The sequence below is a fragment of the Acinetobacter sp. YH12095 genome (assembly GCF_013419245.1).
In the GTDB taxonomy this organism is placed as follows: Bacteria; Pseudomonadota; Gammaproteobacteria; order Pseudomonadales; family Moraxellaceae; genus Acinetobacter; species Acinetobacter towneri.
In genome coordinates, this window is sequence record NZ_VPAL01000001.1 from 173,534 (window position 1) to 186,535 (window position 13,002).

A 13,002-nucleotide genomic window follows, 5' to 3' on the forward strand; every position below is an offset into this window, starting at 1 on the left:
AGTTTAAGAGAAGGATAAGAATAATGCGTTGGAAAGGTCGTCGAGTTAGCACGAATGTAGAAGACCGCCGTGGTGGCGGTGGAGCAAAAGCGGGCGGTATCAGTATTTTGGGCTTAGTGGTGGCCTTTGTTGCATGGAAGTTCTTTGGCATCGATCCGCAATCGGCTTATCAAGCGACCAAGCAAGTCACCTCACATGCGCAAAGTGCTGAAACTAAAGGTTTAGATAATCCAACTCCTGAACAACAAGAGGCGATGGAGTTTGTGGGCACTGTTTTGGCCGATACAGAAGATACGTGGTCACAAGTGTTTCAGCAGCAGTTAAATAGCCAATATATACCACCTAAACTGGTGTTATTTACAGGTGTGGTCAATTCTGGCTGTGGTACGGCACAATCGGCAATGGGGCCATTTTATTGTCCTGCCGATCAAAAAGTATATATTGATACTTCATTCTTCCAAGCCATGCGTCAGCAAATGGGCATTGGTGGTGAACAAAATCAGACTGAATTAAGCCGAAATGATCAGGCGGGCGATTTTGCTCAAGCCTACGTGGTGGCACATGAAGTTGGGCATCATATTCAGACCGTTTTAGGAATTTCAGAGCAAGTTCATAAAGCACGTCAGCAAGTCAGTGAAGTACAGGGCAACCAGCTTTCGGTGCGTCAGGAATTGCAAGCGGACTGTTTATCGGGAGTGTGGGCGCATCATAACCATCAACGTACTCAATTCCTCGAACAAGGTGATATTGAAGAAGCAATGGATGCGGCACATAAAATTGGCGATGACTATTTACAAAAACGTGCACGTGGGCAAGTCGTGCCTGATAGCTTTACGCATGGTACCAGTGCACAGCGCGTACAATGGTTCCAGACTGGCTTAAAATCAGGCTTGATCAGTGATTGTGATACATTCAATGCCGCAATTTAACTGACTTAAAAATCAAGTTTTATAAACAAAAGGAGTGCTGCCAGTCGCTCCTTTTTTATAGGCTAAATGAATGCGAGTGGATAGATGCAAACAACGTTAAGCCGTAAACCGAGTGATGAATTAGCACACATGATTTTGAACGTGGTGTGTTTGATTCCAGCAGGTCAGGTTGCGACCTATGGGCAAGTGGCACGCCTAGCGGGTCTGCCCAAACATGCACGTTTGGTCGGTTATGTCCTCAGGCATTTATCGGCAGAACATACTGTGCCGTGGCATCGGGTGATTAATGCGCAAGGAAAAATTAGCCTAAGCAAACTAAACGCCCAAGGAGAAAATATACAAACTTTAAAATTACAGGAAGAAGGGATTGTGGTAATTGCAGAGAAGGTGAATTTAAAACAATACCAATGGCAGAATTAAACTGAGCTGCTAAATCGAGCGTTTAATATTGAGATATGGTGATACTGAGAAAATTTGCTGAATAGAGTGCTGCAAATAAAAATTTTAGAACAAACAAAGAAATTTAAATGAGAGGGGAAGTTCCTCACTTCCGTAGAAATGAGGAACACGCAATCTTATTGACGTACAACCAATACAGGTGTTGTACCTTCACTTAGGATGCTTTGCGCAACGCTACCTAAGAATAATTTTTTCAAGCCAGTGCGGCCATGTGAACCAATCACGATAAGGTCAGCATTTAAGTCTTTTGCAGCATTGGTAATTTCGCGTGCAATTACTTGACCTTCAAGTAGTTTAGTTTCAGCTTCAACACCTTGTTCAGTGAATTTTTGCTTTGCTTCTTCTAAAGTTTTTACGATAGAAGCGCGAGCGCGTTCAATCAAGTCATTGGTTTGGTTTGCAGTGATGTATTCTGCAGCAATATAAGGGTCAAGTGTAAGTACTTGTACCACAGTGATTTTACTACCAAATGCTTTTGCAAGTTCAGCAGCTTTTGCAACAGCGGCAAAAGAAGTTTCAGAACCGTCCACTGGTACGAGGATGTTTTGGTAAGCCATGAGTGTTTCTCCTTATTGTAATTTCAATACTTTAATAAAATATTCGCTCTGAGTCCTGTCTTATCTTACGCTGAATTCATATAGAATAAAACCCAGTAATTTCATAAAGATAATTGAGTGCTGTAAGTCCTTATTTCACCTTAATTTAGCATGAAATTATGAAGCTGTGCTTTCAATTCAACTAAAGTTTTAGTCATTTTTTGTTTGCGTGTTTGTCAAAAAATCGATCAGTTGATTGACATCATTACTCTGCAATTGTTCGCGGATTTTCAGTAAATATTTTTCATCAAAATCATACAGTTTTAGCGTCAAAAGTTGAGCAATCTCTGTTTCACTAAAGCGGTATTTAATTACTTTGGCAGGCACACCTGCCACAATAGCGTAAGGCGGTACATCTTGCGTAACCACTGCACCTGTCGCCACAATTGCACCTTCGCCTAGTTCAACACCTTGCATAATCATGGCGCGACTGCCAATCCAGCAGCCATCGCCAATTGTGGTATCACCTGCCGCAACAAAACTGCGAGTATCAAACGGAAAAGCCGAAACCCAGTCACTGCGATGCAATTGATTGCCACCCATCATAATCACGCATTCCGCACCAAAACAGACAAAATTGCCAATATGTAATTGATCAATTGGCTTGTCTGCTGTTGCAGGTTTGTCATGTAAATAACGCACCACACAACGTTCAAAACCCTGATCCCAATAGGCTGAATAATAAGAGTAATTGCCTTTGATGTGGATGTTGGGGTTTTTCACAGTTTTGGAGATGAACTCAAATTCGCACCAGTGTTTAACAGGGGAATTAATCAGCGTTTCGGACATGGTTTTTTCGTGTGGAGAGATGAGGGGATTATATCTGAAATTTTGAACCTCTCCCTAGCCCTTTCCTAGAAGGAGAGGGAATGTTCAAAATATTAGTTGACCACTACACTTTAGTGATTTGAAAGCTTAAAGTATCTATCTTAAAAAATTCCACAAATACATAAAAACATTTTTAACACTGTTTGGAAATAAGAATCCCCAAATAGCAAAAAAGAGTGATGATGCCAATACGATACTGACAGGACTGGTTTGTGTATTGATAAAGAGTCCCCAGACTGGAATTAAAATCAGTCCTAACACAGCCCCAGAAAGCGCATAAACAAATGCATGAATGATGCGATTTTCCATCTTATTTTCCTCTATTTTTATCGCAGTATAATCTATAAGCTCGGCTGTATGATTTATAGGCAATAAAAAACCCCTCAAAGAGGGGCATCGCGTGTAGTCATCTTTATTAAAACTTAAAGATATTCTACATTCACAATTTCATATTCCACTTCGCCTTGCGGAGTGACAATTTTGGCTTCATCGCCTTCATTTTTGCCCAACAAACCGCGTGCAATAGGCGAATTCACTGAAATTTTATTGATTTTAAAATCAGCTTCATCATCACCTACAATTTTGTAGGTTTTTTGCTCTTCGGTGTCTAGGTTTTCAATGGTCACAGTCACACCAAAAACCACACGTCCGTTTTGTTCCAATTCTTTAACATCAATTACTTGGCAAGCGCCTAATTTACCTTCGATGTCTTGGATACGACCTTCGCAGAAACCTTGCTGTTCACGTGCGGCATGGTATTCAGCATTTTCTTTTAAATCGCCATGTTCACGCGCTTCTGCAATCGCTGCAGTAATACGTGGACGTTCAACCGATTTAAGTTGTTGTAATTCTTGCTCTAAAGCGTGTTTACCTTCAGGCGTCATAGGATAACGTTGCATGTTGTCCCTCTTTAAAAATATTGAAGTCTATAAATGAAAAAAGCCCGCCACCCGAAAGGTGACGGGACTTTATTGAAATGTATTAACCTACAGTAAGATCTTGCAGGCGATATACATCCATTGGTAATTTAATCGCTAAGGCTTGGCATACAGCATCTGCGCCATTCAAGGTCGTGGTGTAATACACTTTACCTTGCAATGCAGAACGACGGATTGAGAATGAATCCTGCTGAGCTTGTTTGCCTTCAGAAGTATTGATGATGAGGTGAATCTCACCATTTTTCAAGCGGTCTACAATGTGTGGGCGACCTTCAGTCACTTTATTCACACGTTCACACTCAATACCTGCATCGGTGATGACTTTATGCGTACCACCCGTTGCAACAAGTTTGAAGCCAAAATCAGCCAATTGTTTTGCAATACGCGCCACATGCGGTTTATCTGACTCACGTACAGATAAGAATGCATGTTTTACTTCGCCTTCAGTTGGGATTCCTGGTAAGCGATCATTCGAGCCTAACACAGCTTTATAGAATGCTTCACCAAAAGTTTTGCCCACACCCATCACTTCACCTGTAGATTTCATCTCAGGCCCAAGCACAGGGTCTACACCAGGGAACTTGTTGAATGGGAACACAGCTTCTTTCACAGAGAAGTGTTGCGGAATAATTTCTTTAGTAAAGCCTTGTGCTTCTAAAGATTGACCTGCCATACAACGTGCTGCAACTTTAGCCAATGATTCGCCAATACACTTAGAAACGAACGGAACAGTACGTGATGCACGTGGGTTCACTTCCAAGATATAAACGTCATTGCCTTTCACTGCAAACTGTACGTTCATTAGACCAATAACGCCCAACTCTTTTGCCATTGCAACAGTTTGACGACGCATTTCGTCCTGTACTTCATCTGACAATGAATAAGGTGGAATTGAACATGCTGAGTCGCCAGAGTGAATACCTGCTTGTTCGATGTGCTGCATAATACCGCCAATCACCACATCTTTACCGTCAGATACGCAGTCTACGTCAACTTCAATCGCATCATCCAAGAAACGGTCTAACAGTACAGGTGCATCGTTAGATGCTTGAACTGCATCACGCAAGTAGCGTTTCAATTCTTCTTCGTTATACACGATTTCCATTGCACGACCACCCAATACATAAGATGGACGAACAACGAGCGGGTAACCCACTTTCGCTGCTTCTGCGATACCTTCTTCAGCAGATTTTACAATGCTGTTGTTAGGCTGACGCAATTGCAGACGTTGAATCATTTGCTGGAAACGCTCACGGTCTTCTGCACGGTCAATTGCATCTGGTGATGTACCAATAATTGGCGCACCTGCCTCTTCTAAAGCGCGTGCCAATTTCAATGGAGTTTGACCACCGTACTGTACGATAATGCCTTTTGGCTTTTCAGTACGTACGATTTCAAGTACATCTTCCAAAGTAATTGGTTCAAAGTACAAACGGTCTGAAGTGTCGTAATCGGTAGATACTGTTTCAGGGTTACAGTTCACCATGATGGTCTCAAAACCATCTTCACGCATTGCAAGCGCAGCGTGTACACAGCAGTAATCGAATTCGATACCTTGACCAATACGGTTTGGACCACCGCCAATCACCATGATCTTGTCTTTCGCTGAAGGATTTGATTCACACTCTTCATCGTAAGTTGAATACATATATGCTGTGTCAGATTCAAACTCTGCAGCACAGGTATCCACACGTTTGTAAACTGGGGTTACGCCCAAGTTCCAACGGTGTTTACGGAATTGCTTTTGTGAAATTCCCATCAAGTTCGCAATACGCAAGTCAGATAAACCTTTACGTTTGAACGAACGGATGTTGTCAGCGTTTAGATCGCCAAAACCTAAAGTTTTGATTTCATTTTCAGTGTTAACGATGTCTTGAATTTGAATTAAAAACCAACGGTCAATTTTGGTCGCTTCAAAAACTTCGTCCAAGCTAAAGCCGTGACGGAATGCGTCTGCCACGTACCAAATACGCTCAGGACCTGGAACTTTCAATTCAACTAAAATCTTGTCGCGTGCGCCTTCAGCACCCACTTCAATTTGTTCGTCAAAACCACAAGCGCCAGTTTCTAAACCACGAAGGGCTTTGTTTACAGATTCTTGGAAATTACGGCCAATTGCCATGACTTCACCTACAGATTTCATCTGCGTGGTTAAAGTCGCGTCTGCTTGAGGGAACTTTTCAAAGTTGAAACGTGGAACTTTAGTGACAACGTAGTCAATTGATGGTTCAAATGCCGCAGGAGTGGTACCGCCTGTGATGTCATTTTTCAGTTCATCAAGGGTATAACCCACAGCCAATTTCGCTGCAACTTTTGCAATTGGGAAACCAGTGGCTTTAGATGCAAGTGCAGATGAACGAGATACACGTGGGTTCATCTCAATCACAACCATACGACCAGTATTCGGGCAAATACCGAACTGAACGTTAGAACCACCTGTTTCTACACCAATTTCACGAAGTACCGCTAAAGATGCATTACGCATCAATTGGTATTCTTTGTCCGTCAAAGTTTGCGCAGGAGCAACGGTGATTGAGTCACCAGTGTGCACGCCCATTGGGTCAAAGTTTTCGATTGAACATACGATGATACAGTTGTCGTTTTTATCACGTACAACTTCCATCTCATATTCTTTCCAACCAATAAGTGATTCATCAATCAATAATTGTTTGGTTGGAGAAAGATCGAAACCGCGTTCACAGATTTCAAGGAATTCTTCTTTGTTATATGCGATACCGCCACCAGAACCACCCATGGTGAATGATGGACGAATAATCACAGGGAAGCCAAAGCGAGATTGAATCTCAAGTGCTTCTTCCATAGATTCAGCAATTGCTGCTTTTGGACACTCAAGACCAATTTTGCGCATTGCTTCATCAAACAATTTACGGTCTTCGGCTTTTTCAATCGCGTCTTTGGTTGCACCAATTAATTCAACATTGTATTTGGCTAAAATACCGTTGGCATCTAATGCAAGCGCACAGTTCAATGCAGTTTGACCACCCATGGTCGGAAGTACTGCATCTGGACGTTCTTTTTCAATGATTGCTGCAACAGTCTGCCAAGTGATTGGCTCGATATAAGTTGCATCTGCCATTGCAGGGTCAGTCATGATGGTCGCAGGGTTCGAGTTTACCAAAATAACGCGGTAACCTTCTTCACGCAGCGCTTTACATGCTTGAGCACCAGAATAGTCAAACTCACAAGCCTGACCAATAACAATAGGACCAGCACCAATAATTAAGATGCTTTTAATATCCGTACGTTTAGGCATTATTTCGCTCCTTAATTACTTCTTAGCGGCTTCAATAAGTTCGATGAAATGATCGAACAAGAGTGCGCAGTCATGTGGACCTGAACTTGCTTCTGGGTGACCTTGGAAGCTAAATGCAGGCTTGTCTGTACGATGAATACCTTGGTTTGTGCCATCGAACAATGAACGATGCGTTGAACATACATTGCTTGGTAAGGTGCTTTCATCTACCGCGAAGCCGTGGTTCTGAGAAGTAATCATCACTGTACCAGTTTCTAAGTTCTGTACAGGATGGTTTGCGCCGTGGTGACCGTGCGGCATTTTCATTGTTTTTGCACCTGATGCAAGTGCAAGAATTTGGTGACCTAAACAGATACCAAATACAGGAATATTCGTGGTTTCTACAATTGTTTTTACAGCTTCAATTGCGTAGTCACATGCAGCAGGATCGCCAGGGCCATTTGACAAGAAAATGCCATCTGGGTTTAACGCAAGGACTTTTTCAGCAGGGGTTTGTGCAGGAACAACGGTTAATTTGCAACCGCGGTCTGCGAGCATACGCAGGATGTTGGTTTTGACACCGTAATCGTATGCAACCACATGATATTTAAGTTCAGGTTGAGTAAAGCCTTTGCCAAGTTCCCATGAACCTTCAGTCCATTCAAAACCTTCAGGGTCGCAGCATACTTTTGCAAGATCCAAGCCGTTTAAGCCGCCAAATGCACGTGCTTTTGCAATTGCTTCTTCTTCAGTGATATTTTCACCAGCAAGAATACAACCGTTTTGCGCACCTTTGGAACGTAAAATACGGGTCAATTTACGGGTATCAATATCGGCAATTGCAACAACATTGTGTTGTTGTAAGTATTCGCCTAAAGATTGAGTAGAACGGAAGTTACTGTGTAATAAAGGCAAATCACGGATAATTAAACCGTTTGCCCATACTTTATGAATTCGACCTGACTCAACATCTTCATCATTGCAACCAGTGTTCCCAATATGTGGGTAAGTTAAAGTCACAAGTTGTTGTGCATAACTCGGGTCGGTCAAAATTTCTTGATAGCCAGTCATGGCAGTGTTAAAAACGACTTCACCAGTCGTGCTTCCCATTGCACCGATAGACGTACCTTTAAAGATTGTACCGTCGGCGAGGGCTAAAATGGCGGGGGTGCTCAAACCAAAGCTCCTGAACTAAAACCACAAAAATAGGGCTGTAAAAAAGCGAGTAGACGAAAAAAAAGGAAGGTCAATATTTAAACCTACCCTCCTATGTCTGCTCGCTTGAACTTAACATTGCATTATACGCATGAGCTCGCCAAAAGTCCATTGTGAATCTAACGAATATGTAAGATAAAAGACTTGCTTTTTTTGCTAGGTTTATGTTTTAGCGTGTAGTCCAAATGTAAGCAATCTACGATTGTTAGACAATCCAAAACCCATTTGAGTCTAAATTGCCTTATGCTTAATTTATAAACAACAACGACCTTGGGTAAAAGCGAATGACTGAACAAGATAAATCAGCCACTGAACCACAAAACAGTGCAATCAAAGCAGTAAGTGAAGGCGCTGAAAAGCTTGAAAAAGTAACGCATGATGCCAAAGAGCAGGTGCTTGATGTGGTTGCAGAAACGCAAGAAAAACTTCAAGCCGAAGCAAAACAACTCAATGCCAGCGTGCAAGAGCAATTGGGTCAGTTAAAGCAAGATGTGTTGCAAAAAATTGAAGCTTTAAAAGCACAATTTGGCAGTTCACCTAAAGATTTGGGTGAATTAAAAGACTTTGTAAAAACTGAATTTAGCGCAATTATTGAAGATCTTTCTAAACTTGGTAAAGAGTTGAAAGAAGATGTCAGCAGCATTTCAGTAAAACACAAAGATCAATTGGCTGAAACTTTTAAGCGTTCTAAAGAGCACACACTAGAAGCGTGGAAAAAAGTAAATCCATCAAAAACTGAAACTAATGATGAAACTGATCAAGCATAATCCAGTTTAATCTGTTGCTGATTCAGCCATAAAAAAAAGTGAGGTCATGCGCCTCACTTTTTTATTTAAATTTCTTGCTCAAACCAAAAACTAGTTGTTTCAATCTAAACTACTATTAATCACAGTTAGAACTGATGTAGCCAATCGCGCTTATTGTGAAAATCGGCGGCAGGGCTGCTGTGTTGCATGGCATAAAACTGCTCGCCCTGACTGGTTTTTAATACAGCTGTGAGCCCAATAAACAAATCTGTCCATTTCAGTTTATGTTTCAGTATAAATTCGGTTAAATCCAAACTGACATTTAAACCGTAATGCGTACGTTTTAGCTGATTCAACTCAATATCATAAGCGGCCACAGGTGGCATTTGCTCAGGATAACGATATTCTTCAAAGGCATAGGCTTGCCAAGCTTGAGAAGGGGAGAGATTGATTTCACGATAAAAATCTTCGCCCTGAACGCCAATGAAAATTTCAAAGCAGGTCTGTTTCCACAAAAAGTCCTGACGTGGATGTGAAGCTACCAATGCAGGCCATTCGACCCATTGATTCGGATCACGCAGCCAATAACCTACATTTAAGCTAAACGGACTTTGTTGTTCAATTGCACCGACCAAAGAAATCGCTTGAAACTGACGATCAAAGGCGCTGAGTTCGTAACTTGCCATATAAGCTTAGTTAGACAAATGAGCGTGACGAACTAAATTTGACAACTTGGCATTTTGTTTTGCTGCTTTTTTATAAAGTAAAGCAATTTTACCAATTGTTTGTACCACTTCAGAACCTGTTGCTGCAGCAATTTCAGTAATTACAGCTGCACGTACTTCACGGTCTTCACCACCAATTTTAACTTTAATCAATTCGTGATCGTTTAAAGCACGGTTGGTTTCTTCAATTACATTTTCAGTCAAACCTTGACCGCCAACCATCACTACAGGGTTAAGTGCATGACCAATTTGACGTAAACGCTTGCGTTCCTGAATAGAGAGAGCCGCCATAAAGATAACCTAATTTTAAAAACGGCTTAGTATAACAAAAGCCAATTTGAAACGCTGTAAATTCTATGCAAATAATCCGCGATCTTGCAGCAGTACAAAAATATCAAAATTGAACATTTGCTTAGGTTTATCCATTAGTGATGAGTGTGGTTTTTTATGCCACAGTACAGAAATAAGCGATGGATTTAATAGAAAAAACTTGTCAGTTATTGGCATTTAGATACAGATGTCTACTGCAAGCTTGCTAATTTTCACGTACAATCGCAATTTAGATGGCTATTCGTTACTAAGAGAGTTATGGCAACACGCATTACCAACCAAAAGTTATCCAAAAGTAGTCGTGCGTGGATGAGAGAGCACCTAGATGATCCCTTTGTGAAAAGAGCGCAAAAAGAAGGGTATCGTGCACGTGCTGCATACAAACTACTTGAGATTCAAGAAAAATATAAACTGATCAAACCTGGCATGACGGTGGTGGACTTGGGAGCAGCACCAGGCAGTTGGTCGCAAATCGCAGGGAAACTTGTCGGCGACAAAGGTTTGGTGATCGCTTCCGATATTTTGGAAATGGACGCATTACCAGATGTGACCTTTTTACAAGGTGACTTCCGCGAAGAAGAAGTGTTCGAAAAATTGTTAAATATTTTAAACGGACGCACGGTAGACGTTGTAATTTCCGATATGGCCCCCAATACATCAGGTAATAAAGCTGTAGATCAACCGCGTCAAATTTACTTATGCGAGTTGGCGCTCGATTTTGCCAACCGTGTATTGGGACCCAATGGCCAGTTTGTGGTCAAAGTGTTCCAAGGTTCGGGGTTTGACGAATTTCGTAAACAGGTCGTGGACAGTTTTGATGTTCTAAAGACAGCAAAACCCGCTGCTTCACGGGCGCGTTCCAAAGAAGTATTCCTTATTGGACAAGGACGTAAAAAAGCGTCTAAATAAAGTTTACTTGCCAAGCCGTTAAAAATTGTGCATTTTGTACGTTTTTAATGAATTGTCTAGCTGATCTTCAGCTTTTTGAATGAAAGGTCACCCAGTAACGGGCATGATCAAATTAGATTGATATGGGAATAAAGCTTTGAGCGATCTCTTCAAGAATGCCGTATTGTGGCTGATTATACTTGGTGTGCTGATTCTAATTTTCAGCAACATCAATAACAGTGAAAAGCCAACTGCAATGAACTATTCAGAGTTCGTTACAGCGGTGAATGCTGGTCAAATTAAGCAAGTCACAATTGATGGCGAAAGAATTAGTGGCGAAAAAGTCAACGGCTCGTCCTTTGAAAGCATTCGTCCAGCAGTTCAAGATCCTGAACTGATGCCGAATCTGATTAAAAACAACGTTGTTGTTGAAGGTACTGCACCTCAACGTCAAGGTTTGTTAATGCAACTATTGATCGCAAGTTTCCCTGTACTTTTAATCATTTTGTTATTCATGTTCTTTATGCGCAACATGGGTGGCGGTGCAGGTGGTAAAAACGGCCCGATGAGCTTTGGTAAATCTAAAGCCAAAATGTTGTCTGAAGACCAAATTAAAGTCACATTTGCCGATGTAGCAGGTTGTGACGAAGCAAAACAAGAAGTGGTTGAAATTGTAGATTTCTTAAAAGACCCTGCTAAATTCAAGCGTTTAGGTGCAACTATTCCTAAAGGTGTGTTGATGGTAGGTCCACCGGGTACAGGTAAAACCTTATTGGCCAAAGCCATTGCAGGCGAAGCCAAAGTTCCATTCTTCAGCATTTCTGGTTCTGACTTCGTTGAAATGTTCGTGGGTGTAGGTGCTTCTCGTGTTCGTGATATGTTTGAGCAAGCTAAACGCCATGCACCATGTATCATCTTTATTGATGAGATTGATGCGGTAGGTCGTCACCGTGGTTCAGGTACAGGTGGTGGTCACGATGAACGTGAGCAAACACTTAACCAAATGCTTGTTGAAATGGATGGTTTTGAAGGCAATGAAGGCATTATTGTTATCGCTGCGACAAACCGTGCCGATGTACTGGATAAAGCTTTATTGCGTCCAGGTCGTTTTGACCGTCAAGTAATGGTTGGCTTGCCAGACATTAAAGGTCGTGAGCAAATTCTGAATGTTCACTTGAAAAAACTGCCTTCAGTTACAGGTGTAGATGTCAAAGTCTTGGCACGTGGTACACCAGGCTTCTCTGGTGCGCAATTGGCGAACCTTGTGAATGAAGCTGCATTGTTTGCTGCCCGTCGTAATAAAAATACGGTGGATATGCACGACTTTGAAGATGCTAAAGATAAGTTGTATATGGGCCCTGAACGTAAGTCGATGGTGCTGCGTGAAGAAGAACGTCGTGCAACGGCTTATCATGAAGCAGGTCATGCGATTGTTGCTGAAATGCTGCCGGGTACAGACCCTGTGCATAAAGTAACGATTATGCCGCGTGGCTGGGCATTGGGTGTGACATGGCAATTGCCTGAACATGACCAAACTAGCCATTATAAAGACAAAATGCTGAACGACTTGTCTATCTTGTTTGGTGGTCGTATTGCAGAAGAAGTCTTTATTAATCAAATGTCGACAGGTGCATCGAATGACTTTGAGCGTGCGACTAAATTAGCACGTGCGATGGTGACCAAATACGGTATGTCTGACAAGTTAGGCGTAATGGTCTATGAAGACGATACACAACAATCATTCATGGGTAGTTTAGGCAGCCGTACGATTTCTGAAGCCACCCAGCAACAAGTGGATGCTGAAGTTCGTCGTATTATTGATGAGCAATATAAAGTTGCCCGCGATATTTTGGAAAATAACCAAGACATTGCCCACGCAATGGTAAAAGCATTGTTGGAATGGGAAACCATTGATCGTGACCAAATCCGTGACATTATGGAAGGTCGTGAGCCACAGCCACCGAAGGTGTATATTGCAGACAATCCTGTGATTGATGTAACACCAACCGATGGTCCAAGCACACCGCCACCATTACCAGCGAGCTAATCAGCTCACATGATGTTAAAAAAGAGTCTTTGTATAAAGGCTCTTTTT

13 protein-coding genes are annotated in these 13,002 nt (G+C 41.9%); 5 read left to right on the forward strand and 8 right to left on the reverse strand.

Annotated elements, in window-relative coordinates:
• Window positions 1-23: 23 nt before the first annotated feature.
• Together FTU35_RS00860 and FTU35_RS00865 are read left to right on the forward strand one after the other, a co-directional pair.
• On the forward strand, window positions 24-929 hold the full coding sequence (locus tag FTU35_RS00860) for a neutral zinc metallopeptidase (protein ID WP_180050627.1): 906 nt from the start codon (window positions 24-26) through the stop codon (window positions 927-929).
• An 84-nt stretch (window positions 930-1,013) separates the two neighbouring features.
• A complete protein-coding gene (locus tag FTU35_RS00865; protein WP_004972177.1) occupies window positions 1,014-1,349 on the forward strand; it encodes an MGMT family protein in 336 nt (111 codons plus the stop codon).
• 155 nt (window positions 1,350-1,504) lie between these two features.
• On the opposite strand, the gene FTU35_RS00870 is transcribed toward FTU35_RS00865, so the two are convergent.
• The 6 genes from FTU35_RS00870 to carA form a co-directional block, all read right to left on the reverse strand.
• Entirely contained in the window at window positions 1,505-1,945 is a 441-nt protein-coding gene (locus FTU35_RS00870; protein WP_004972175.1) for a universal stress protein, read from the reverse strand.
• A 189-nt stretch (window positions 1,946-2,134) separates the two neighbouring features.
• Window positions 2,135-2,773, reverse strand: a complete 639-nt coding sequence (locus tag FTU35_RS00875) for a CatB-related O-acetyltransferase (RefSeq protein ID WP_180050630.1) — start codon at window positions 2,771-2,773, stop codon at window positions 2,135-2,137.
• Window positions 2,774-2,908: 135 nt separating this feature from the next.
• Window positions 2,909-3,121 carry a hypothetical protein gene (locus FTU35_RS00880; RefSeq protein WP_004972171.1) on the reverse strand — a complete coding sequence of 71 codons (213 nt, stop codon included), beginning with the start codon at window positions 3,119-3,121 and terminating at the stop codon, window positions 2,909-2,911.
• A 113-nt stretch (window positions 3,122-3,234) separates the two neighbouring features.
• Window positions 3,235-3,711: a transcription elongation factor GreA gene (gene greA / locus FTU35_RS00885; protein WP_004972169.1), complete on the reverse strand. Its 477-nt coding sequence runs from the start codon at window positions 3,709-3,711 to the stop codon at window positions 3,235-3,237.
• Between the two features lie 82 nt (window positions 3,712-3,793).
• The gene (gene carB, locus FTU35_RS00890; protein ID WP_004972166.1) at window positions 3,794-7,024 is read right to left on the reverse strand and encodes a carbamoyl-phosphate synthase large subunit; all 3,231 of its coding nucleotides are present in this window, start codon (window positions 7,022-7,024) and stop codon (window positions 3,794-3,796) included.
• Window positions 7,025-7,039: 15 nt separating this feature from the next.
• Window positions 7,040-8,179 carry a glutamine-hydrolyzing carbamoyl-phosphate synthase small subunit gene (gene carA / locus FTU35_RS00895; protein ID WP_180050634.1) on the reverse strand — a complete coding sequence of 380 codons (1,140 nt, stop codon included), beginning with the start codon at window positions 8,177-8,179 and terminating at the stop codon, window positions 7,040-7,042.
• Window positions 8,180-8,502: 323 nt separating this feature from the next.
• On the opposite strand from carA, the gene FTU35_RS00900 reads away from it, so the two are divergent.
• Complete coding sequence (locus FTU35_RS00900) at window positions 8,503-8,985, forward strand: hypothetical protein (protein ID WP_004972162.1); 483 nt, start codon at window positions 8,503-8,505, stop codon at window positions 8,983-8,985.
• Between the two features lie 125 nt (window positions 8,986-9,110).
• Here the strand turns inward: FTU35_RS00900 and FTU35_RS00905 are convergent, their stop codons facing one another.
• Window positions 9,111-9,650 (reverse strand): DOMON-like domain-containing protein, encoded by a 540-nt coding sequence (locus FTU35_RS00905; RefSeq protein ID WP_154320967.1) that lies wholly within the window; start codon window positions 9,648-9,650, stop codon window positions 9,111-9,113.
• A 6-nt stretch (window positions 9,651-9,656) separates the two neighbouring features.
• Complete coding sequence (gene yhbY, locus FTU35_RS00910) at window positions 9,657-9,980, reverse strand: ribosome assembly RNA-binding protein YhbY (protein ID WP_004972158.1); 324 nt, start codon at window positions 9,978-9,980, stop codon at window positions 9,657-9,659.
• A 297-nt stretch (window positions 9,981-10,277) separates the two neighbouring features.
• On the opposite strand from yhbY, the gene rlmE reads away from it, so the two are divergent.
• Entirely contained in the window at window positions 10,278-10,928 is a 651-nt protein-coding gene (gene rlmE, locus FTU35_RS00915) for a 23S rRNA (uridine(2552)-2'-O)-methyltransferase RlmE (protein WP_004972157.1), read from the forward strand.
• A 136-nt stretch (window positions 10,929-11,064) separates the two neighbouring features.
• Complete coding sequence (gene ftsH / locus FTU35_RS00920; protein WP_004972155.1) at window positions 11,065-12,954, forward strand: ATP-dependent zinc metalloprotease FtsH; 1,890 nt, start codon at window positions 11,065-11,067, stop codon at window positions 12,952-12,954.
• The last annotated feature ends 48 nt before the right edge of the window (window positions 12,955-13,002 follow it).

What these genes read in the sequence shown, in the direction of transcription:
- FTU35_RS00900 (WP_004972162.1), top strand. Translation starts at nt 8,503, where the DNA reads ATGACTGAACAAGATAAATCAGCCACTGAACCACAAAACAGTGCAATC.
- yhbY (WP_004972158.1), bottom strand. Translation starts at nt 9,980, where the DNA reads ATGGCGGCTCTCTCTATTCAGGAACGCAAGCGTTTACGTCAAATTGGT.
- FTU35_RS00870 (WP_004972175.1), bottom strand. Translation starts at nt 1,945, where the DNA reads ATGGCTTACCAAAACATCCTCGTACCAGTGGACGGTTCTGAAACTTCT.
- FTU35_RS00865 (WP_004972177.1), top strand. Translation starts at nt 1,014, where the DNA reads ATGCAAACAACGTTAAGCCGTAAACCGAGTGATGAATTAGCACACATG.
- FTU35_RS00905 (WP_154320967.1), bottom strand. Translation starts at nt 9,650, where the DNA reads ATGGCAAGTTACGAACTCAGCGCCTTTGATCGTCAGTTTCAAGCGATT.
- FTU35_RS00860 (WP_180050627.1), top strand. Translation starts at nt 24, where the DNA reads ATGCGTTGGAAAGGTCGTCGAGTTAGCACGAATGTAGAAGACCGCCGT.
- rlmE (WP_004972157.1), top strand. Translation starts at nt 10,278, where the DNA reads ATGGCAACACGCATTACCAACCAAAAGTTATCCAAAAGTAGTCGTGCG.
- greA (WP_004972169.1), bottom strand. Translation starts at nt 3,711, where the DNA reads ATGCAACGTTATCCTATGACGCCTGAAGGTAAACACGCTTTAGAGCAA.
- carB (WP_004972166.1), bottom strand. Translation starts at nt 7,024, where the DNA reads ATGCCTAAACGTACGGATATTAAAAGCATCTTAATTATTGGTGCTGGT.
- FTU35_RS00880 (WP_004972171.1), bottom strand. Translation starts at nt 3,121, where the DNA reads ATGGAAAATCGCATCATTCATGCATTTGTTTATGCGCTTTCTGGGGCT.
- FTU35_RS00875 (WP_180050630.1), bottom strand. Translation starts at nt 2,773, where the DNA reads ATGTCCGAAACGCTGATTAATTCCCCTGTTAAACACTGGTGCGAATTT.